Source organism: Hyalangium versicolor (genome assembly GCF_020103695.1).
Taxonomy (GTDB): Bacteria; Myxococcota; Myxococcia; order Myxococcales; family Myxococcaceae; genus Hyalangium; species Hyalangium versicolor.
On the sequence record NZ_JAHXBF010000003.1, the window covers coordinates 405,242 to 426,310 of the forward strand.

16 protein-coding genes are annotated in these 21,069 nt (G+C 65.9%); 4 read left to right on the forward strand and 12 right to left on the reverse strand.

Features of this window, described 5'->3' with window-relative positions; all coding sequences use genetic code 11:
* Positions 1 to 138: 138 nt before the first annotated feature.
* The 3 genes from KY501_RS08075 to KY501_RS08085 are packed head-to-tail and all read left to right on the forward strand — an operon-like array spanning position 139 to position 1,307.
* Positions 139 to 360, forward strand: a complete 222-nt coding sequence (locus tag KY501_RS08075; RefSeq protein ID WP_224362087.1) for a hypothetical protein — start codon at positions 139 to 141, stop codon at positions 358 to 360.
* Positions 357 to 665, forward strand: a complete 309-nt coding sequence (locus KY501_RS54235; protein ID WP_224362088.1) for a type II toxin-antitoxin system RelE/ParE family toxin — start codon at positions 357 to 359, stop codon at positions 663 to 665. The genes KY501_RS08075 and KY501_RS54235 overlap by 4 nt, the downstream gene beginning before the upstream one ends.
* A 36-nt stretch (positions 666 to 701) precedes the next feature.
* Positions 702 to 1,307 carry an MBL fold metallo-hydrolase gene (locus KY501_RS08085; RefSeq protein ID WP_224362089.1) on the forward strand — a complete coding sequence of 202 codons (606 nt, stop codon included), beginning with the start codon at positions 702 to 704 and terminating at the stop codon, positions 1,305 to 1,307.
* Between the two features lie 102 nt (positions 1,308 to 1,409).
* Here KY501_RS08085 and KY501_RS08090 read toward each other — a convergent pair whose 3' ends face one another.
* Together KY501_RS08090 and KY501_RS08095 are read right to left on the reverse strand one after the other, a co-directional pair.
* A complete protein-coding gene (locus KY501_RS08090) occupies positions 1,410 to 2,147 on the reverse strand; it encodes a dienelactone hydrolase family protein (protein WP_224362090.1) in 738 nt (245 codons plus the stop codon).
* 5 nt (positions 2,148 to 2,152) lie between these two features.
* Entirely contained in the window at positions 2,153 to 3,307 is a 1,155-nt protein-coding gene (locus tag KY501_RS08095) for a dienelactone hydrolase family protein (RefSeq protein ID WP_224362091.1), read from the reverse strand.
* Between the two features lie 45 nt (positions 3,308 to 3,352).
* Between KY501_RS08095 and KY501_RS08100 the strand changes: the two genes are divergently transcribed.
* Positions 3,353 to 4,348, forward strand: a complete 996-nt coding sequence (locus tag KY501_RS08100) for a TIR domain-containing protein (protein WP_224362092.1) — start codon at positions 3,353 to 3,355, stop codon at positions 4,346 to 4,348.
* Between the two features lie 18 nt (positions 4,349 to 4,366).
* On the opposite strand, the gene glgC is transcribed toward KY501_RS08100, so the two are convergent.
* The 10 genes from glgC to KY501_RS08150 form a co-directional block, all read right to left on the reverse strand.
* Positions 4,367 to 5,611: a glucose-1-phosphate adenylyltransferase gene (gene glgC, locus KY501_RS08105; protein ID WP_224362093.1), complete on the reverse strand. Its 1,245-nt coding sequence runs from the start codon at positions 5,609 to 5,611 to the stop codon at positions 4,367 to 4,369.
* A gap of 80 nt (positions 5,612 to 5,691) precedes the next feature.
* Positions 5,692 to 7,383 carry a hybrid sensor histidine kinase/response regulator gene (locus KY501_RS08110; RefSeq protein WP_224362094.1) on the reverse strand — a complete coding sequence of 564 codons (1,692 nt, stop codon included), beginning with the start codon at positions 7,381 to 7,383 and terminating at the stop codon, positions 5,692 to 5,694.
* 74 nt (positions 7,384 to 7,457) lie between these two features.
* The gene (locus KY501_RS08115; RefSeq protein WP_224362095.1) at positions 7,458 to 10,382 is read right to left on the reverse strand and encodes a chemotaxis protein CheB; all 2,925 of its coding nucleotides are present in this window, start codon (positions 10,380 to 10,382) and stop codon (positions 7,458 to 7,460) included.
* 12 nt (positions 10,383 to 10,394) lie between these two features.
* Entirely contained in the window at positions 10,395 to 11,288 is an 894-nt protein-coding gene (locus KY501_RS08120) for a response regulator (RefSeq protein WP_224362096.1), read from the reverse strand.
* A gap of 105 nt (positions 11,289 to 11,393) precedes the next feature.
* On the reverse strand, positions 11,394 to 13,298 hold the full coding sequence (locus KY501_RS08125) for a protein kinase domain-containing protein (protein WP_224362097.1): 1,905 nt from the start codon (positions 13,296 to 13,298) through the stop codon (positions 11,394 to 11,396).
* 23 nt (positions 13,299 to 13,321) lie between these two features.
* Positions 13,322 to 15,181 carry a globin family protein gene (locus tag KY501_RS08130; RefSeq protein ID WP_224362098.1) on the reverse strand — a complete coding sequence of 620 codons (1,860 nt, stop codon included), beginning with the start codon at positions 15,179 to 15,181 and terminating at the stop codon, positions 13,322 to 13,324.
* Positions 15,182 to 15,389: 208 nt separating this feature from the next.
* Positions 15,390 to 17,558, reverse strand: a complete 2,169-nt coding sequence (locus KY501_RS08135) for a prolyl oligopeptidase family serine peptidase (protein WP_224362099.1) — start codon at positions 17,556 to 17,558, stop codon at positions 15,390 to 15,392.
* A 121-nt stretch (positions 17,559 to 17,679) separates the two neighbouring features.
* Entirely contained in the window at positions 17,680 to 19,173 is a 1,494-nt protein-coding gene (dacB, locus tag KY501_RS08140; protein WP_224362100.1) for a D-alanyl-D-alanine carboxypeptidase/D-alanyl-D-alanine endopeptidase, read from the reverse strand.
* An 8-nt stretch (positions 19,174 to 19,181) separates the two neighbouring features.
* Complete coding sequence (locus KY501_RS08145) at positions 19,182 to 19,727, reverse strand: hypothetical protein (protein ID WP_224362101.1); 546 nt, start codon at positions 19,725 to 19,727, stop codon at positions 19,182 to 19,184.
* 24 nt (positions 19,728 to 19,751) lie between these two features.
* A complete protein-coding gene (locus tag KY501_RS08150; RefSeq protein ID WP_224362102.1) occupies positions 19,752 to 20,342 on the reverse strand; it encodes a hypothetical protein in 591 nt (196 codons plus the stop codon).
* Positions 20,343 to 21,069: the final 727 nt, after the last annotated feature.

Below are 21,069 nucleotides of genomic sequence, written 5' to 3' on the forward strand. Positions count from 1 at the left end.
GGGAGCCACCAGTCCCAGCCAGAGGCTGGGTTGTTCTGAATCCTGGGGAACAGGCAGGAGCCTGCCTTCAGGGGAGCTGACTGTGCCGCCCTGGTAGCCCGGTGGGGGGCGCAGTACATTGGGCCGAGAGAGGCAGGCATGAAGCTCGTCACCGGGAAGGTCGTCGACGGAAAGATCGTGGTGGAAGGGGAGCCCCTCGAAGAGGGCTCGACCGTCACCGTCCTGGCTCAGGAGGGGGACGAGCGCTTCCACGTAGGTCCTCGCGAAGAGGCCGAGCTTCTCCGCCGGATGGATGAGATGCGGAAGGGGAACTTCATGGATGGGGACGAGCTCTTGCGGAAGCTCGACGCCCGAGAGTGAAGCGGCTCCGGCTGCTCTTCTCCCGTGACGCCGCACGAGAAGTCGCGGAAGCGTTGGCTTGGTGGAGCGCGAACCGCACTGCTGCTCCCATGGCTCTGAGAGAGGACCTTCGCCGGGGGCTCGAATTGATTCGCACTCAACCCGAAGCAGGCGCGAGGGCTGCCAATGCGCGATTGCCGGGTGTCCGCCGATTGAATCTCGGCCGGGTGCGCTACCATCTCTACTACTGCATCTCCGAAGATGGCTCGGCGGTGGAGGTCCTCAGCTTGTGGCACTCGAGCCGAGGTGCGGGGCCGAGCCTCTAGCACGCACTTGACGGTTTCGCCCGAGGAGCGCCTTCCGTGAAGCGACTGCACCGCCCGGATCTGTTCTGCTGGTCCACCTTTGTCGAGAGGCTCGACATCGACTTCAACGGCTTCGCCTGGGTTCGCGAGGGCGGCAACGTGCTCGTGGATCCGCTTCCACTCTCGGAGCATGATCGCAAGCACCTGCGGCAACTGGGCGGCGCCGCCTGGATCGTGGTGACCAACTCGAGTCATGTGCGCGGCGCGAAGGAGATCGCGGCCGAGTTCGGCTGCCGGATCGCCGGGCCCTCGGCGGAGCGGGAGACGTTCCCCATCTCCTGCGACCGCTGGCTGAAGGAGGGCGAAGACTTTCTGCCAGGACTCCGAGTCCACGAACTGGAGGGTTCGAAGACGCCAGGGGAACTCGCTGTGGTGCTGGACGACACCACGCTCATCTCGGGCGACCTGCTGCGCTCACACCGCGCCGGAGAGCTGATGCTGCTCAAGCCGGAGCAGGGGCTGAAGGATCCAGGCCGGGCGGCGGCATCCCTCCGGCGCCTGCTCTCCTATGAGCGCCTACAGGCCTTGCTCCTGGGAGACGGCTGGTGCGTGTTCCGGGATGGGCGGAAGCAACTGGAGGAGTTCCTCTCCCCCCTGAACTGAGGTGGAGGGCTGCCTTCGGGCGCGGTTGTCGCGAACCTGTCCGACTAGCATACAGGTTCGGCGGAACTCGCCCCGGAGGGTGGGCTCCTCCATCCGAAGGGTTCAGTGCGAAGGCTCCTCAGCCAGGAAGCGCACGAGCCACGCCGCTGCATCCCGTGTCGCCTCTTCCCAGTCCTGGGGGCGCATCATGTGCTCGGATTCGGGATACTCCCGGTAGCGCAGTCGTTCGGGGGCACGGGCGTAGAGCGGCTCCAGCCGTTCATGGAGCTTCCGGGCCCGGTGAGGGGGGACGATCTCATCCAGCCCCGCTGTTTGGCTGAAGAGGGCCACAGGGAAGAAGCGCTCGAGGTGCTGGTGAGGGCTGGCAGGCAGGGGGAGTGCCCACTCGGGAGAGCCAATGAACGGGACCGCCGCGCGCAACCGGCGATCCTCAACCAAGGCCGCATAGGTGATGAACCCGCCAAGTGAGGCGCCTCCGATTCCCAGCCGGCTGGGGTCTGCTCCCTGCTGTTCCACCAGTGCATCGAGTAGCGCTGGCACCTCGCGCGCGGTGGCATGGACCACCCCCAGAAACTCCTCCTCCACCCGGGGATTCTCCTGGGTGAACCGAGCATCGAAGTCCCGGAAGCGCCGCTCGCCATGTCCCACGGCATCGACTCCCACCGCGAACAGGCCGTGCTCCGCGAAGAGTCTCAACTCGCGCTCATGCACCTCTTTGGATCCATTCAGCCCATGGAAGAAGAGGACGGCACCCCGGCGGAGAGCTTCCTGGCGAGAGCCTCGATAAATGACCAGCGTGGGAGCATCCGCGAGCGTCAGAAGTGAAGTGTGAAGGCTCACGGGGGCTACTCCTCGAGCAGGTGCGTCCAGAAGGACACGAGGTTCCAGATATCGCCGAAGTGGGCGCTCCGATCGACCTCCGCGTGGGTGATGAGCGGTGTCGCGAGGAGGCGGACGCGCGTGTGGGGACGCAGGGCCTGGGCCAGCAGGGACGCCTCGATGGCGGGGATGACCGTATCGTCAGCTCCATGCAGCAGATACACGGGCGCGGACGGCGGAGGTGAGAGCTCGGGAGAGACAGAGGGATCGGCGGCGAAGGCACGGGCGTGAGGCAGCAACAGCGGCCCGAGCGAGGCCACATCCCGTGTATTGACGTACCCCATCAACGTGGACGCGGGCTCGGGCAGGAGCCCCTGCATCCTCCGAGCCTCCTCGAACGTCTCCTCCGCGCGCTTCGCATCGCTCAGTGTGAGGTGCGAGGCCCGAAGAAAGGTCCGGATGGCCTTGCGCAGCGGCTCCACTTGCTCGGCAGGCACGAGCTGGTCGGCCACATTGAGGAGGATGACCACCACGCCGTAGTCGTGAGGCTTCAGTTTGCGCCCGTCCGGGAGCACCCCGGTGCACAGGAATGACAACACACGCGAGAGCTCTCCATGCCCTCCCAATGAGAGCACCACCGCCACCTTGTCTCTCAACCCAGGCTTCCCGGCGGCGACGATGGACAGCCCGCCCGAGAAGCTGATGCCAAACAAGCTCACCTTCCCATCCGGAGCCAGATCCTTCCGAGCCGTGAGCCACAGGGCCGTGTCCTCGATTATATCCGGCAGGCGAGGGGTGATCTCATACCGGAGGAGATCCGTCGGCTCGGGAGTGAGCACCACCTGGCCGCCAGCCGCGAGATCGTTCGCCAGCTTCACCAGCCGAGGCTCATCGATGCCGTCCGCATGCACCCCCGAGGTCAACACCACGGGATGTCCTCGGGCCTTCAGTGGTTTGTAGATCCGAGCGCGGATCGGCCCGTAGCGCGAAGGGAGCAGGAGCTCTGAGACTTCGAAGGGCACCGCCTGCCATTGATCCAGGGACCGGGCCCAGCCCCCCTGGAGCCCGGCGGCGCGAACCACCAGCGCCAGACCATCCAGCCAGGCTGGACCCATGGCAAGAGCCACGAGCAGCCCTGCCCCCAGACATCCGAGCACCAGGATTCGAATGATGCGCCGCATGAGGCGGTTCTACGACGGAACCCGCCCAGCGTATCCTCTCTCGCGATGAGCACGGTTCTCGATCTGGCATTGGAAGCAGGGGACATCGCGACGACGCGCGCGGATGTGGCGCTGTTCAAATACGCACAGCGCTTGTACGGAGTCGCGGGATCCATGGCCAGACGGTTGGAAGCCTCGGGTGTCCCTTCCTCCCAGCTCGAGGTGCCTCAGGGGCAGCACCGCTTCGTGGAGACCCAAGGCGCTCTGGACGTGCCCGTGGCGCTGTTCCTGGGGACCGTGCGCCTGGGCGACTTCGGGTACCACGAGATCCGCCAATTCGCCGTCAGATCCCTCAAGGCGCTCGAGGCGCGAGAGGGCGTGCGCCACGTGGTCACCACGGTGCACGGTCCCAACTACGGGCTGGACGAGGACGAGGCCGCGCTCGCGCTCGTGGGCGGGCTGGTGGAGGCCTTCCAGCGAGGCCATGGCCCCCAGAGCCTGGAGCGCATCACCGTCGTGGAACTGGACATCGGCCGCGCGCAGAGGCTGCGCAAGGCGTTGGAGCGAGGCCTGGGAGGCACGCCCGGAGTCCAGGCCCTGTCCGCGGGCTCCGGTTTCCGGGTCCAGCGGATGAGCGCCTTCGTCCAGGCCCCGCCGCTGGCCACTGCCGGCACGGCCTCCCTGGAGAAACCTCACGCCTTCGTGGCCATGGCCTTCGCGCCGGAACTGGAGGACACCTTCCACTACGGCATCCAGGGCCCCGTGCGAGCCGCCGGCCTGCTCTGCGAACGAGTGGATCAGGCCGCCTTCGACGGCCCCATCATCCAGCGCATCAAGGAGCGCATCGAGACGGCGAAGGTGGTGATCGCGGACCTCTCCATGGCCAACCCCAACGTCTACCTGGAGGTGGGGTACGCCTGGGGCCGGAATCGGCCCACGGTGCTCCTCGTCCGGGACGTGAGGGAACTGCGCTTCGACGTGGCCTCGTACCGGTGCATCGTCTACCGGAGCATCCGCGAGCTGGAGTCGCTCCTGACGCGAGAGCTGGAGCGACTCTCCTGACGCGCGGGCCTGCGGGCCTCAGCCGAACTTGTATCCCTTTGGAACAACGACGATGCCGTTCTCCGTGAGGGTGAAGCCGCGTGCCTTGTCCTGCTCCAGATCGTAGCCAATCTTCGTGTTGGGCGGCACGCGCACGTCCTTGTCGATGATGGCGTTCTTCACTTGCGCGTGGCGGCCAATGTCCACGCCGTCGAAGAGCACCGAGCGCAGCACCTCCGAGTAGGAGTTCACGCGCGCCCAGCGGAAGAGGATGCTCTCGCGCACCACCCCGCCGGAGATGATGCAGCCGCCGGCCACCAGCGAGTTGAGCGCCCGGCCCATGCGATCTCCAGACTCGTGGACGAACTTCGCCGGAGGGCTGTACTCGTTCGCCGTGCGCAGCGGCCACTGCGGGTTGTACAGGTCGAACTCCGGGTTCACCGAGACCAGATCCATCGAGGCCTCGTGATACGCCTGCAGCGTCCCCACGTCCCGCCAGTAGGTGTTCGGCGTGTTCCGTCCCGGGATGGGGTTGCGCGTGAAGTCGTACGTCTGGATGTGGTAGCCGTCCTTCAGCGCCTTCGGGAGGATGTTCTTGCCGAAGTCGTGCTGCGAGTCCTTGTCCCGGGCATCGATCTCCAGCAGATCCTGCAGCACCTGGCGCCGGAAGATGTAGTTGCCCATGCTGGCCAGGGCCATGCCCGGCCGGTCCGGCATGGGCTTGGGATCCTTGGGCTTCTCCTGGAACTCCACCACGCGGCCCCGATCGTCCACCTGCATGATGCCGAAGCGGTTGCCCTCGGCCACCGGCACCGGATACGCCGCGATGGTGATGTCCGCGCGCAGCGACTCGTGGAGCTCCTGCATGTGGGCCACGTTCATCTTGTAGATGTGGTCCCCCGAGAAGATGGCCACGTGATCGGCCGCGTGGTTCTCCACCAGGTGCAGGTTCTGGTAGATGGCGTCCGCCGTGCCTCGGTACCAGACGGGCCCCAACTCCTCGAAGCGGTACATCTGCGCCGGCACCAGCGTGATGAAGTAGTCCGACAGGAACGTGCCGAAGCGCCAGCCCCGCTGGATGTGCTCGGTGAGCGACTGGGCCTTGAACTGCGTCAGCACATAGATGGAGTAGATGCCCGAGTTGATGAAGTTGTTGAGCGCGAAATCGATGATGCGGAACTTCGAGCCAAAGGGAACGGCGGGCTTGGAGCGCCTCGACGTCAGCGGGGCGAGCCGGGTTCCCTGTCCTCCGGCCAGGATCATTCCGAGGATGCGCTGGGCCAAGATCGATCTCCAGGTGTCGCGGGGACGCTGCTGAAGCGGTTTGCGGCCCGGAGGATCGACGAGATGCGTGCCTTCTTCAACTAAACCGACAGGATCAGCGGCATCAGAAGCTTTTCCAATTCCTCGGTCTTGAACGGCTTGGTGAGCAGCGGGTTGCTCATCTTCGCCACGAAGGCCAGTGAGGCGGGGGTGTAGGCGCCCCCGGTCATGAAGATGACGCGGTGAGCCAGCCCGGGAGCTTGCTCGCGGAGCGCGTCATGGAACTGCTTCCCCGTCACCTCCGCCATCATCAGGTCGCAGATGATGGCGTCGTAGTGCCTGCCTTGCTGGATCCAGTGCAGCGCCTCATCGGCACTGGGGGTGTAGGTGACGTCGTGGGAGCGTCCCAGGAGCAGCACGAGGGTCTGTCCGAACCGGATCTCGTCGTCCACGATGAGGATCCGCCCCCGCGGCGTCTCCCCCTTCGGCCCCTCGTGGGGGTAGGGACGAGACGCGGGGCGCTCCTGCGTGGGACCGGTGATCGGCAGCCGGAGGGTGAACGTGCTCCCCTGGCCCGGGGTGCTCTCCGCGGTGATGCTGCCCCCCAACTGCTCCATGATGCTGTGGCTGATGGCGAGCCCGAGCCCCATGCTGTGACCCGATTCCTTCGTGGTGAAGAAGGGCTCGAAGATGTGCTCGATGACGCTCTCGGGCATGCCCTCACCCGTGTCCTGGATCTTCACGATCACGAATGGCTCCTCGGTCCGGAGGGTGAGGCGGAGCTCATTGCGATGGACCGCACCCTCCGGAATGGACTGAGCCGCGTTCACCAGCAGGTTGAGGAAGACCTGACCCAGCCGGGCCCTGTCCACGATGACTTCGGGCACCTTCGCGTAGTCCCGGACGATCTGGGCGCGGTAGCGGAGTTCGAGCATGGCCATCTTCGTGGCCAGCTCCAGCTCCTCCTGGACGTCGACACGCGTTGGCTGCGAATGGGGAGGGCGGGCAAAGGCGCCGAGGTTCTTCATGATATCCAGGATGCGCTCGGCACCGACCTGGGCATCGGCGAGGGACTGGAGGGCCTGCTCCGGTGGATCGTGGGGGGCCCGGTCCTCTGCCCCACGAGTCTGGTCCTCCAGGGCGCATGTGGCCAGGGTGAGGTTGCCCATGAGGAAGGCCAGCGGGTTGTTGATCTCGTGAGCGATGCCCGCCGCGAGCCTGCCGACGGTCGCCATCCGTTCGGCCATGCTCAGACGCGCCTGCATCTTCCGCAGCTCCGTGATGTCGATGATGGCGGTGCGGCAGAGGAGCTTGTTCGGCTCCTGGTCCACCACCGGGGCACTGTGGAGCCGCACATCGATCTGGCTTCCGTCAATGCGCAGCCGCAGCTCCATGCTCAGCGTCTCGCCCGCGATGCAGCGGCGCACGTGGAGCAGGAAGCGGCTCACGTCCGTGGGGTCCACGAAGGGGGTGAAGGGCAAGCCGTGCAGGGAGCGCCGATCCCTGTTCAGCAGCGTGGCCCCCGTGAGGTTGAGATCCTGGATGCATGCGCGCGCGTTCAGGCTCACGCAGGCCATGGGCGCGAAGTCGTACAGCTCCATGTACCGGTTGCGGGACTCCTCCAGCGCCTGCTGGGCCTCCTGGAGCTCGTGGTTCTGCATCTCGAGCTCGAGCTGGTGGCGTTGCAGCTCGCGCGCCAGGTGCCGCAGCTCCTCCGACGCGCTGGGGCTGGTCTCGAGCGCATGCAGCGCCTGGGTCAGCTCCGTGCCCTGCAGACGGCCATTCCGATTCATGAAGTCCCCCCCAGGGCCAGCACCAGAGCCTGGTCATGGGACCAGGTCCAGTCAGCATTCCAGGAATTCTAGAATTATGTCCTGAGATTGATCTCCTGGATAGAGAGGAGGATGTACTGAGTCTGCATTTGTTCACTGGTGATTCGGCGTGCGTTGAGGAGCAGCCGGCGGAAGCCGACGTTCTCGAAGTCGTGCTCCATCACGAAGTCCTGGAGCCGGGTGTTCGAGGGAAGGATCTCCTCCAGGAGCTGGCGCAGCCGCGGGATGTTCCACTGGCCATTGCCGAGTGAGTACAGCGCGCGGCCCACGGTCTGCTCCGGCTTGATGTGGAAGGCGGCATAGAAGGCAGGGTTGGCGTTGACCACGTGCAGCTGCCCATCGAGCACGAGGAAGGGCTCGCGCATCGTCTCGACGATGGCGTTGGCGTACTCGCGGGACTGGCGGGCATCATCGAGGCTGCGCTTGAGCCGGTCCACGTCCAGCAGCGTCATCACCGCGCCGTCGATCTTGTTGTCCAGCGTCTTGTAGGGGCGCAGCCGCAGCGAGTACCAGTGGCCGTTGCGATCGCAGACCTCCTGCTCGATGACGGAGAGGCGCTCGGTGACCTCGGAGATGGCAGCGTCCATGTCGGGCAGGGGAAGGGAGACCTGCACGTCCCGGATGGGGCGGCCGATGTCCGCGGCGGAGAGCTTGAGCACCTGCTCCGCCATGGGGGTGAAGCGGCGAATGCGCCGGTCGCTGCCCAGCATCACGGTGGCGATGTGAGTGCTGCCGAGCAGGTTGGTCAGATCGCTGTTGAGCTGGCTGAGCTCGAGGTTGCGGTTCTGGAGCTCCTCGTTGACGGTGGTCAGCTCCTCATTGGTGGACTGGAGCTCTTCCTTGGCGCTCTCCAGCTCCTCATTGGTGCTCTGCAGCTCCTCGTTGCTGGACTGGGTCTCCTCGGTGGCCGAGCGCAGCTCCTCGTAGGTGGCTTCCTGCTCCTCCATGACGGTCTGGAGGTGCTCCTGCGTGGTGATCAGCTCCTCACGCAGCCGGGTGAGCTCTTCCTGCGCCTGGCTCGGGCGGGTCTTCCTGGCGGGCTCACGGCCTCGCCGGGCTGGAGCGGGCGCGGTCTGCGAGTCTTCCTCGAAGAGCACCAGGAAGCAGGGCGCGCGGCCGCCCTGGGTGGAGCGCAGCGGGTGTACCTCGAGGTTGACCTTCCGCTGCTTGTCCTTGCCGGGTATGCCGAGCCCCTCCTTGCGGACCCGGCCGTTGCTCTTCTTCGCCCGGTGGATGAGCGCGCGCAGATCGAGCGCCAGCCCCTCGCGTGCCATCTTGAGGAGGTGGAGGCTCGCCGCGCCTGGGAGTGGCTCCAGGTACGGCCCGGTGTGGCCTCGGAAGTGGAGGATCTCCATGTCCTCGTTGATGATGACGCCGGGCGGCCCGTAGCGGGCCAGGACGAGGCGATCGGCCTCCTTCTGGGGATCCGCCTCGGGCACGGTGGGCTCGCTCTTGCGGCGCGCGCTGGCGGCCTTGTCTGGCGCGGACTCCCGGTAGGTGAAATGGAGGCTGGGCCTGAGCGTGGAGTCCTTCTTCCGGTAGATCTTGGACCGCTTGTCCACCAGGGAGAACAGGTCCGCGGACGTGCCCACGGACTCCGAGGTGCCGAGGACCAGGAAGCCACCCGGGCGCAGGGCGTAGTGGAAGATGGGCAGGACCTTCTTCTGCAGCACCGGGCCCAGGTAGATGAGGACGTTGCGGCAGCTGATGAGATCCATCCGGGAGAAGGGTGGATCGCTCACCAGGTTCTGCTGCGCGAACACGCACAGGTTCCGCAGGGACTTGTGGATCTGGTAGCCGCCGTCGACCTTCACGAAGAAGCGGCGCAGGCGCTCGGGCGAGACGTCCTCGGTGATGGAGGCGGGGTATATGGCGGTGCGGGCGTGCTCGATGGCGCTGCCGCTGAGGTCCGTCGCGAACGCCTGGATGGGAGTCGCGGTCGCCGCCGCGCCGAGATACTCCATCAGGCAGATGACGAGAGAGTAGACCTCCTCGCCCGTGGAGCACCCGGGGGCCCAGATGCGGAAGGGCAGATTGGGGGGGCGGCCCCGGAAGAGCGTGGGCAGGACCGTCTGTGAGAGTGCCTCGAAGAGAGGGGGATCCCGGAAGAAGCGGGTGACGTGGATGAGAAGATCCTGGTGGAGCAGCTCGAGCTCCTCCGGATGCACTTCCAGGTACTGGAGGTATTCGTCGAGGCGGCCCACCTTGCACAGGAGCATGCGCCGCTCCAGGCGCCGGTGGATGGTGCTGGGCTTGTAGTGGGTGAAGTCCACGCCAACGGAGGTGCGCAGCAACTGGAAGATCTGCCGCAGGCCCTGCTCGTCGAGCACCGCCGGCTGGGAAGCCTCATGCACGGACGGCAGCGTGGCAAGGTTCGCCAACTGGGCCAGGGTGCCTGCGATCGCATCCGGCGGGAGGATGTGGTCCGCACAGCCGGAGGCGATGGCGCTCAAGGGCATGCCATCGAAGTGGGCGGAGGTCGGCTCCTGGACCAGGGTGGTGCCCCCCGCTTCGTGGATGGCCTTCAGTCCCCGGGTGCCGTCCGAGCCCGTCCCGGAGAGGATGACACCGATGGCCCGGCCTGGCGCGCTCTCCGCCAGCGAGATCAGGAAGTCATCGATGAGCCGCAAGCGCTGCTGGGCCGTCTGGCGTTTGTCGAGGTGGAGGGTGCCCTGCTCGATGGTGAGACGGACGCCGGGCGGGCTGACGTAGATGTGATCGGGCGCCAGCGGGAGGCCGTCGGTCGCCTCGAGCACGGGAATGGAGGTGGCTCTGGCGAGCAGCGAGGGGAGGATGCTCTCGTGCTTGGGAGAGAGGTGCTGCACGAGTACAAAGGCCATGCCCGAGTGGGTGGGCAGGTGCTCGAGCAGGGTGAGAAAGGCAGGCAGGCCGCCCGCCGAGGCTCCGATGCCCACCAGGGGAAAGCGCTTCTGGAAGGCCCTGGGCAATCGCTTCTTCACAACCTTCCTTCTCTAGACCGAAGGCATCAGCGAGCCCAGGAGCTTTTCCAGATCCTCGGTCTTGAACGGCTTGTTGAGCACCGGGTTGGTCATCTTCCTCACGAAGTCCACCGAGTCGGGGGTATAGGCGCCCCCCGTCATGAAAATCACACGGCGAGCCAGGTCGGGGGACTGCTGGTGGAGCGCGTCATAGAACTGCTGGCCCGTCACCTCCGCCATCATCAGATCGCAAAGGATGGCGTCATAGCTCCTGCCCGCCTGGAGCCACTCCAGGGCCTGGCGTGCACTGGGGGTGTAGGAGACCTCATGGGCCCGCCCCAGGAGCAGCTGCAGGGTCTGCCCGAACCGGTGTTCGTCATCCACGATGAGGATGCGGCCCCGCCGGACCACGGGGGCGGGTTCCGGGGGCAGGGGAGGCGGTGTCATCGCTTCCCGCTCGGGAGGAGTGGCTGGGAGCCGGATGGAGAAGGTGATCTCCCGGCTTCGATCGATCAGGGCGCGCTCCAGGAGCTCGGCTCGGGAGGCCTGCGGCCGGACCGGGGGCGCGAAGGCGACCAGGTCCTTGACGATCTCCTGGATGCGCTCGGCGCCCGTCTGCACATCCGCCAGGTTCTTGAGGACCGAGCCATGGACCTGGACATCCGAGGGCGCAGGGAACCCGGCCCGGAGTTCCTGGAGCGCCAGCGTCAGGCCGTTCATGAGCAGGGCCAGGGGGTTGTTCAGCTCGTGAGCGATGCCGGATACGAGCGTGCCCACGGCCAGGTGGTGCGCGGAGAGCTCCAGACGCGCCGAGTCATAGCGCTTCTCCAGTTCCTGCTGGGAGGCCTGGAGTTTCCGGTGCATCTCCTCGAGTCCTCGCAGGGCTCGCTCGAGGTCCGTCCGCGTCATGCTGGCCTGATTGCTCATGTGTCCGGCGTCCTGCCCACGTCCAACATCCCGAGAGGGTGGGAGGCTGCATCCCACCATGAGTCATGACTCTTGGGGGGGAAACAAGGCCACACGATCGAGAGATCAGCCAGCCATGAGCAGCGACTTGGCGGCCTCGGGAGACAGGTAGCTCTTGCTCTTCACAGCGAGGCGGAGCGTGTCCAACCGGGGCAGCCGCTCCTGCCGGAGCATCGCCAGCGTCAAGGCATTGTGGCAGTACACGCTCACGAGCTTGGGGAGCCCGCCGCTGCGCAGGTAGAGGATCTGCCGCGAGGCCGGGTCCAGGGTGAAGCCAGCCACCCCGCCAATGCATCGCATCCGGAAGTCGATGTACTCGACCATCTCCTGCTGGGTCATCGGGCGCAGGGACACGGGCCCGGGGCCTTCGAGCAGGCTCGGGGGCGCGTTGCTCTGGGTGAGCCCCTCCTGGAGCTTCTCCGAGCCGATCAACACCAGTGCGAACCGCCGCCGAGACGTGGCCTGGATGATGCGGTCCAACTCCGCGAGCAGCTCCTGATCGGTGGGGTCGACCCCATCCACGACGATGACCGCGGTGGCGTTTGGCCGGTCCGGGAGCACCTGTGACAGGAAGGCCTCGGTGAGGAAGCGCTGGCTGGAACTCGGGTTGACCTGGACGCCCACCTGTCTGCAGAGCGCCAGGAAGAGCCGGCTGCCCATCACGAGCTGGGGCTCGATGGAGAAGACGGACGCGCCCGGGAGTTTGTGCTGCAACATCTCGCACAGGAACGTCCTGCCACTGCCGGGCGGGCCCACGAGCAGGGTGATGCGCTGGCCCTGATCCACCCGGTTGGCGAGCGTCAGCAGCGCGGGGCCGTAGGGGCCTCCATCCCAGAACGAGGCCGGTTGGCGGATGTCGCTGAAGGGGTAGCCCTTGAGCGAGTAGTACTGCTGGTAGCTCTGGCTGCCAGCCGCCACCTCGATCTCCCGGCCCGAGGACTCGAGCATCGGCGAGGAGGTGGGGCCCGACCAGTTCGTGCGCGAGGAGGCGGTGTGCCCTCCGGGCCAGTTCGTCAGGGAGCCCGAGAGCGAGCGCGAGAGGGACTGGGAGCGTGGCCCTGTCCCAGGGCCATCGGAGCCGGGCCCGGAGGAGGGGTTCACCGTCAGCGGCGCGCCAGCCCTCGCGCGGGCTTGTCCGCGATAGCGATGGAGGATGTCATCCAGCCGCTCGACGAGCGCCGCCGCCGTGGGGCGCTCCGAGGCCTGCTTGGCCATGCATCGCCAGAGCACCTCACCGAAGGCGGGATCCAGGTCGGGCACGAGCGCGCGCGCATCCGGCACCGGGCTGTGGCAGTGCGCCTGCATCGAGCCGTAGAAGTCATTGGCCGCGAAGGGCCGGTTGCCGGTGACGAGGTGATAGAAGGTGCAGCCCAGGCTGTAGATGTCCGCGGAGGGGGTGAGCGTGCTGCCCGTCCACTGCTCCGGGCCCATGTAGAAGGGCGTGCCTTCGATCTGGGCCAGGGCCTGACCGATGGTGCCACCGGCATCCACCTGGGCTGCCAGACCGAAGTCGGTGATCTTCAGGGTGCTCGTGGAGGTGAGCAGCAGGTTGGCGGGCTTGATGTCCCGGTGGCAGATGCCCATGGACGCGGCGAGCCGGAGGGCATCGGCCGCCTCGCGCATCTTCTCGAAGGCGAAGGGCACGGGCAGCCGGCCTCCGTACTGCTTGGCCACGTGCCGCGTGGAGGCTCCCTCTACGTACTCCATGGCGATGAAGCGGTGCCGGGTGGTCTCCCCGATCTGGAAGATCTGGACGACGTTGGGGTGGATGAGGCGGGCCGCGGCGCGCGCTTCGCGGAGGAAGCGCTCGTGCAGCTCGTGATCTCCCTCATCCGTGCTTTTGGTGAGTAGCTTGAGGGCGACCTCCCGGCGCAAGACGTTGTCGCGCGCCAGGTAGACCATGCCCATGGCGCCCGCGCCGAGCAGGCGGACGATCTCGAAAGCGCCAATGCGTTGTCCGGTCGGATCCATTCAACGACTTCCCAAGTGATCCATCATCTCTGACGGTCAGACCCGCGGCCACGACCCCATAGGTAGCCTACGGCGAGTGCAGCCAGGGTGAAGATCGGAGCGGCGAGGCGGGGGAGATCCCCCAGGTCCAGTGAGGAAGCGGCCTGTCCCAGCGGCCCGAGCGCGAAGACGGTGCTGACCGAGATCAGCACGCACAGGGCCACCACCAGCGCGGGGGAGACGGGGTTGCGCGCAGGGGCGGGGGGCTCGGGAGGCGGAGTCCGGACGGGAGGCGTGGGGGTGGGTTTGGGGGCGGGCTCGGGGGTGAGGGCCTTGAGGGCGAGGGCGCTCAGGGCCGCGTCCGCTTCGAACTTGACGTTGAACTGGACGTTGACGTTCACCTCGCGGGGGACATTGAGGGGAATCGAGACAGAGGCGGCGGGGGTAGCCAGGGCCGACAGGTCGGGGAGCTTGGCCTCCACGGTGACCTCTTCCCGAGGCGGAGGAGGCTGGGCGTAGGGCTGCAGGCCCATGAGCCGGGTCTGCGACAGCATGTGGTAGGGGATCGTGGCATCGCCCACGCTGGGTATCTCCCCGGACGAGGAAGGCCGCGCTACAGGCATGTCTTCCGGAACGGGCGGGGACGAAGGCGGAGGGGCGGGGGGCGTCCGAACGGTAGGCCTCGTGGCGGCGTTCGACGCCGCGGCCTTCTTCATGACGCTGGCGACGAGTCCGTAGACTTCCTTCCATGCCGACTCTGTCTCAGCGGTGAACCCATCGCCGAGGCCCTCGCGAAGGGTCCACAGCAGGGCCTCACCCACCAGGTCGTAATGGTGATCCTGGACCATGTAGCCGGCATGGCGGACACCGAGCTGTTCGAGCACGGGGATGAGGCGCTGGGGATTGTTCAGCCCGTCCACGGCGACGCCCAGCGTTTGCATCAGCTTCTTCTTCTGCTGAGCCATGTCGTTCTTGAAGAGGGGCCGAACGGCAGGGTCCATCTCGAAGAGCCGATCGTAGAACAGGCCCGCGGCAGCGTCGGAGATGGGCAGTACCTGGGACCAGGAGCGCTGGACGAGCTCCACGGAGCGCGGGCTCAGCGGGCCCTTGGCTGCGGCCGCCGGCAGTGGGGCCGCGACGCTCGGAGCAGGTACCGGCGGAGCGGCCGAGGGAACCGGCGGGCTGGACGGCGGCGGAGGTGGTACGGGCGGGCGCTGGGCCACGGCCGGAACCGGCACGGGGACAGGAGGCGGGGCGGACTGACCCTGCGGCGCGGCTCCAGGGGCAGGACGCGCGGTGGCGGGTACGGGAGGCGTGGAGAAGCGGCCCGCCGACGCTGCGGCCTTCTTCATGACGCTGGCGACGAGTCCGTAGACTTCCTTCCATGCCGACTCTGTCTCTGCGGTGAAGCCATCGCCGAGGCCCTCGCGAAGGGTCCACAGCAGGGCCTCACCCACCAGGTCGTAATGGTGATCCTGGACCATGTAGCCGGCGTGGCGGACACCGAGCTGCTCGAGCACGGGGATGAGGCGCTGGGGATTGTTCAGCCCGTCCACGGCGACGCCGAGCGTCTGCATCAGCTTCTTCTTCTGCTGAGCCATGTCGTTCTTGAAGAGGGGCCGAACGGCAGGGTCCATCTCGAAGAGCCGATCGTAGAACAGGCCCGCGGCGGCATCGGAGATGGGCAGCACCTGGGACCAGGAGCGCTGGACGAGCTCCACGGAGCGCGGGCTCAGCGGGCCCTTGGCCGCGGCTGCATGGGGCTGAGCGACCACCGCGTTGGTAGGGGGCGGTGGCGGAACAGGCGGGCGCTGAACCGCGGGCAAGGTGCCGGCCCCATAGGACACGGTATGAGAAGGGTTGAGGGTCCCGGGGGCCGGAGCGGGCTGCTTGGGATCGGACATGGGGGGGATTCTCACTCCATGTCCTGCGGAATTGAGAGAACCTGTAGAGTCGGTTGTGCGGTGGAGGACTGGTGAGCGCGTGATTCTTGCTCGGCGCCCTGGGGAGTTGGCCGCTACATGACACCTCCCGACTGCTCTGGATCCAGGCCCTCGCTCTCCTGGCTGCCCCCGCCGCGAGGAGGCGCTTCGCGGCGGGGACGGGGTGGGACTACTTCGAGGCTGGTGCGGCGACCTTCTTCACCGGCTGGTACTTCATGCCCAGCTCGTTGAAGAGGAACGAGTACACGTCCACCTCTTCCTCGATCTTCTCATTGAGGGAGGCGCCGATGCCGTGGCCGCCGCCGGCTGCGCGCAGGAAGATGCGGCCCTTGCTGCCCGTGGCCTCCTGCATGCGAGCCACCATCTTGCGCGAGTGGAACGGATCCACGCGCGGATCATTGGCGCCCGAGGTGAAGAGCGTGGCCGGGTACTTCGCCCCATCCTTCACGTGGTGGTACGGCGAGTAGGCGTAGAGCGCCTTGAACTGCTCGGGATCCTTCACGGTGCCGTACTCGGTGATGTTGAACTGGCCGTTGGGCGTCAGCTCGACGCGGAGCATGTCATAGATGCCCACGCGCGCCACGACGGCGCCGTACATCTCCGGGTGCTGCGTCAGCACCGCGCCCATGAGGAGACCGCCGTTGCTGCCGCCCTGGATGGCGAGCTTCTTCGGCTGCGTGTACTTCTGATCCACGAGCAGCTTCGCGCAGGCGTAGAAGTCATCGAACACGTTCTGCTTCTTCGTCAGCGAGCCGTTGAGGTGCCACTCCTCGCCGAACTCCGCGCCGCCGCGCAGGTTGGCGATGGCGATGATGCCGCCCTGCTCGAGCCACGCCCGGCTGAGCCGGTTGAAGCCCGGGGTGATGGAGATGTTGAAGCCGCCGTAGCCGGTGAGCAGGGTGGGGTTGTTGCCGTTGAGCTTGACGCCCTTGGGCTTGAGGATGGACAGCGGCACCTTGGTGCCGTCCTTGGAGGTGGCCTCGGTGCGGATCACCTCGATGTCGCTGAAGTCCACGGGAGAGGTCTGCTCGAACGCCGTCTTCGTCACCTTGCTGTCCTTGGCCGAGTAGCGGAACCAGGCCATCGGCTGCACGTAGCTGGCGTTGATGAAGAGGATGTCATCCCCCGTCTCGCGGACCAGGCCGCCCACGGTGGACACGGGCAGGGTGGGGACCAGGCCGAGCTCCTGTCCCTTCAGATCGACCATGCGCAGCTGCGACGGACCGCCCAGCTGCTCGACGACGTAGATCCGCCCCTGGGTGGGGAGGAAGTTGGCGATCGTCGCCTTGCCCTCGGGGACGATCACCGTGGCCTTGTCCAGCGTGGGGGTGGCCAGCGGCAGACGGAGCACCTTGCCGCGCGGCGCGTCCTTGAGGGACTTCAGATACAGCGCTCCGTCCTCGCCGAAGCGCGCGCCCACCACCTTGTCCTCGAACTTCGACACCTGCTGCCACTGGCCGGACGGGCCATAGAGATAGAGCGCGTGCTCTCCGCCGTCTCCGTTGCCGACCAGGTCGATGATGTACTTGCCGTCGTGGGAGCTCTCGAGCTCGGACTCGGCGATGCGCGGGAAGTCCTTGCCCACCGCGTAGGTGTCCTTGTCCGTGGGCGTGCCGAGCCGGTGGAAGTACACCTGCTGGTAGAAGTTCACGTCCTCGGCTGGGCGCTCGGAGCCGCGCGGGTAGCGCGTGTAGAAGTAGCTCTTGCCGTCCGCGGCCCAGGCCAGGCTGCCGCCCGCCGTGCCACCGTTGACGTGGGGCACCATCTCGTTGGCCAGCGCCTTCCCGGTGGCGACTTCGTAGATGTAGACGTCACCGCTCTCGGTGCCGTCCTTGGAAAGGGACACGGCGATCTTCTTGCCGTCCGGGGAGGGGACGAAGAAGTCGATGGTCGTCTTGCCGGAGGGATCTACCTCCATGGGATCGAGCAGGATGCGCACGCTCGCGGTGTCGCTGAGCGAGCCGATCGTCACCAGCAGGGGTTGCTGCTTGGGGGGCTGGGCCTTGAGGGCGAAGAGGGTTCCGCCCTTCTCCTCCAGGCCAAAGTAGGCGGGAGACTGCCAGGTGATCAGCTCGGTGACGCGCTGGCGGATGGCCTCACGGCTGGGGAGCTTGTCCAGCATGGCGCGGGTATGAGCGTTCTCACCCTGGGTCCACTCCTGCACCTTGGGGTCCGAGGAAGACTCGAGCCACTGGTAGGGGTCCTCGATCTTCGTGTCGTGGTAGGTGTCCACGACGACCTTCTTCTCCGCGACGGGAGGGGCCGAGGCTCCCTTGCCGGCGAGAGAGGAGAGGGGCAGCAGTAGCGAGAGCGCGGTGAGCGCGGGCTTGAGCTTCAATCGGCACCTCGTGGAAAGGTTGGGCAGGCTGGGGTGACTCGCGGGGTCCTATGACAGGACTCGGCGCCGCTGAACAGCCCAGAGGCCGTTCTGTTCCCGAGCCACCGATTGGGGTGGTTGCCTATGGGAGCGGCTGGGTGACGAGGGCCTCGGCGAAGCGGTCGAAGATGCCTGATGCGGAGAGTGCGGGTTGCTCATCCATGTTGCCGAGCATCACGGCGAAGACGACCTGGGGGTGTTCGGGGTCATCGGGGCGTTCGGCGACGCCCACGTAGGCCTTCTGGCTGGAGAGGGTGCCCGTCTTGGCGCGGAGGCGGCCCACGGTCTCGGCGGAGTTGCCGCTGCCGGCGAGTGTTCCGTCCACGCCGGTGATGGGGAGGCTGTCCAGGAGGGTGGCGGCATAGGGTTCCTGGAGGCTGGTGAAGAGCACCCGGGCCAGGCCGTAGGCGGTGGCGAGGTTGTAGCGGGACAGGCCGCTGCCATCGATGGGCTTCAGGTCTCGCGAGGTGATGCCGCGGCGTGTGAGCTCGTCTCCCATGGCCTTGCGCAGATCGCTGTAGCGCTCGCCGCGGGTGCGCTCGCGGGCGAAGCGCAGGGCCATGCGCTCGGCATAGAGGTTGAGGGATTCCTTGTTGGTGACCTTCACGAGCTCGGAGAGCGGAGGACTGACGAGATCGAGGAGGGGCTCGGCGGCGGGGCGCACGGAGGTGGGAGCCGGAGATTGGGGAGAGGGAAGGTGGGTGAGACCGCGCCGGGAGAGGGCGTCCTCGACACAGGCGGAGAAGAGAGCCTGGGGATCGTCAACGGAGAGGCGGGTCGAATTGACGCTCGGGCACTGCTTGGCGGATGAGCGCCAGACACAGCGGACGCGAGAGGGATTGTTCTCGCGCAGGCAGGCGAAGCCGGAGCGAGAGGAGGAGGTGTCGAGCTGGATGAGAGAGGGGAAGGGCGCGAAGCGGGGTGTGAGGAGGACGGTGGGAGGGGCGGAGCAGGCAGAGCCCTGGGAGCGCACGAGGGACAGGTCGACGACGTTCTCGCGGAAGACGAAGGGCATGGGCATGGCGCTCATGGAGTAGGCCACGTCATCCCAGGCCCAGCCGGGGCCGAGCGGACCATCGAGACCGGTGTCCGGCACCTTGACCTGGAGCGCTCCCTTCCATCGGCGGATGCCTTTGCCCCAGAGGGCCTCGACGAGCTGATCGCAAGCGAGCCCGGTTTCGGGGAAGCGCCACGAGCCGAGGGAGGGATCGCCCGAGGACTCGACGACGACATCGCCCTCGAAGAGGTCGCCTTTGTGATTGCCTTCGATGGAGACGGGCGTGCGGAAGCGAAAGTCCGGGCCGAAGGCGGAGAGGGCGGCGGAGGTGGAGACGATCTTCATCGTCGAAGCCGGGAGCGAGCGGACATGCTCGTGGTGGGCATAGAGCAACAGGCCCGTCCGGGCATCGAGGACGATGACGCTCGCCAAGGCACCTTCGCCCTCGACGGCGGTGAAGAGTTCCTCCGCGGTCTTGGCGAAGGACTGTTGCTGGGAAGGACGGACCGCGCGAGGGCACCCCGAGAGCGCGAGGGCCGCGAGCAGGAGCAAGCGGAATGGAGCAGGGGAGCTTCGCATGTCACGGATTACTGCTTGAGAGGAGCCTCGGAGTCCACCTTGTTGCTGCCAGTGCTGGAGGGGGTAGGGGGCGAACTGTACGAATCCAGTCCATCGATGGCGCGTCTCAGAATGCGCCCATCCACGCTGATCGCATAGGTTGCCCCGCTATCGAGCGGGCTAAATTCCCTCCCACAGTTCGCTGGTTTGAAGTCGATTCGGACGAAGATTACGTCGCCCTGTCTCCGGGCCAGATATCTGTGGGAGACCTGCTTGTCCTTGCAGGGAAGATCGGTCGGGTCCGGATTGAGGAAGTCGTCGGCTGCGAGTCTGATGGCTTGAAGCGTATATCCATCCAGATCGATGTCGCTTGGCGCGACGTCGTCGAGATCCGGCAGCGCAATGTTTGAATCCTGGGAAACGGGTTGCTCCTGTTGGGGAGAGCAACTGCATCCGAAGAGGGTTCCCAGGGTTTTGCACGGGCCATGGGCACATCCGGCAAATAGGGTGGTGAAGATGCCTGTTGCAACGAGCAACGGGATCTTGAATGTCGGTCTCGGAATTCCGGTAGCCATGGCGCGGTTCGATGCCTGGAAGTGTTATGGGAACTCTATGATCTGGATGTACGGCATGCTGTTCTCGCGATATTTGTGGTGGACCGTGGCGACTTCCTTCATCTCCCAGTGTCCCGCAGTGTCGACAGTCCATTTTTGTATTTTGCGTGTGGTGCTTTCGTCTGTTTCGTCCAGGGGGATGTCGTACTGAAAGAAGCCATCGCATCTTGGGCTTCCTGAGGTGCCGTTTGAGAAGAATGCGATGATGCCAAGCTTGAACTGGCCGACGCTATGGAAAGAGCCCTTGAGCTTGTGACCGAGTGCCAGGATGTATCCGATGTCATGGTCGGTCAGGGTGTTCGCGGTTGGGTGGCTATGTACCGCAAGGACATACGTAATGTCTTTATCTGGGGGGAGGCTGGGGTCCTTGGCGTAGCGGGCATCAATGACGCGGCGGGGCATGTCGCATTTGCGTCTTCCCTTTGTTGTGTCTTGCCGCTCATTGGTTCCAATCCAACTCAGCTCGAACTGTCCTTGAGGGGTCTGGTAAATCCAGGCGCAATATTCCGTAGAGTCATCCCACGTTCGCACATCCAGGTGGTTGCCACGACGGCTGATCGAGGTCCTGGGAGTCATGGTGGCATCAGGGAGAGACATCAGGACCGGACATGCATATTGCACAGCATCGAAATATGACTTGAAGGGGCCAGCGGTTTTGAAGGGCTCGGCTGTGCGTAGGGGGCCAGGGAGGGCGTATTCATACCCCGGCTTGGGCTCTTGCTCTGGGATGAGCAGAACACCCTCTGGCAATTCAGGATGCGTGGAGCATCCCGGTGCCAGTAAGGAGGCCAATAACCATCGGAGGTACCTTGGCTTCATCTAGCGAATCCCAGTGCGGCGTGAGCCAGGGGAACTTCACATGTTACGGGGATGTGTTCGGGGAAGGTGCATCTTTCGGTGCAGAAGGAGAGGGTGTGTCGTCGTAGGGTTCCATCCCGTCGAGGGCTCTCCGCAAGATATGTCCGTCGACACTGATGGCATAGGTAGCCCCGCTGTCCAGCATGCCGAACTTCCTGCCACAGTTCTCCGGCTTGAAGTCGATGCGAACAAAGATGATGTCTCCCTCACGTCGAGCCTGGTAGCGGTGGGAGGACTGTCTGGCTCTACAGGACTCGAGCTTGGGATCTGGATTCAAGAAGTCATCCGCCGCGATCCGGATGGCTTGAAACGTATATCCATCGACATCGGTGTCGACAGGAAGCCTTCCATCAAAGTCTGGAAGAGGAATCGAGGGATTCTCAGGCTCAGGCGGGGAGGGTCTGGCGGAGCAATCACACCCGAACAAGGAGCCCAAGGCTTTGCA

Bases quoted from the DNA above. Each gene is read 5' to 3' on its own strand.
- KY501_RS08110 (WP_224362094.1), bottom strand. From the start codon at position 7,383: ATGAATCGGAATGGCCGTCTGCAGGGCACGGAGCTGACCCAGGCGCTG.
- KY501_RS08150 (WP_224362102.1), bottom strand. From the start codon at position 20,342: ATGACTCCCAGGACCTCGATCAGCCGTCGTGGCAACCACCTGGATGTG.
- KY501_RS08145 (WP_224362101.1), bottom strand. From the start codon at position 19,727: ATGGCTACCGGAATTCCGAGACCGACATTCAAGATCCCGTTGCTCGTT.
- KY501_RS08100 (WP_224362092.1), top strand. From the start codon at position 3,353: ATGAGCACGGTTCTCGATCTGGCATTGGAAGCAGGGGACATCGCGACG.
- KY501_RS08125 (WP_224362097.1), bottom strand. From the start codon at position 13,298: ATGGATCCGACCGGACAACGCATTGGCGCTTTCGAGATCGTCCGCCTG.
- KY501_RS08120 (WP_224362096.1), bottom strand. From the start codon at position 11,288: ATGAGCAATCAGGCCAGCATGACGCGGACGGACCTCGAGCGAGCCCTG.
- KY501_RS08075 (WP_224362087.1), top strand. From the start codon at position 139: ATGAAGCTCGTCACCGGGAAGGTCGTCGACGGAAAGATCGTGGTGGAA.
- KY501_RS08130 (WP_224362098.1), bottom strand. From the start codon at position 15,181: ATGTCCGATCCCAAGCAGCCCGCTCCGGCCCCCGGGACCCTCAACCCT.
- dacB (WP_224362100.1), bottom strand. From the start codon at position 19,173: ATGCGAAGCTCCCCTGCTCCATTCCGCTTGCTCCTGCTCGCGGCCCTC.
- KY501_RS08095 (WP_224362091.1), bottom strand. From the start codon at position 3,307: ATGCGGCGCATCATTCGAATCCTGGTGCTCGGATGTCTGGGGGCAGGG.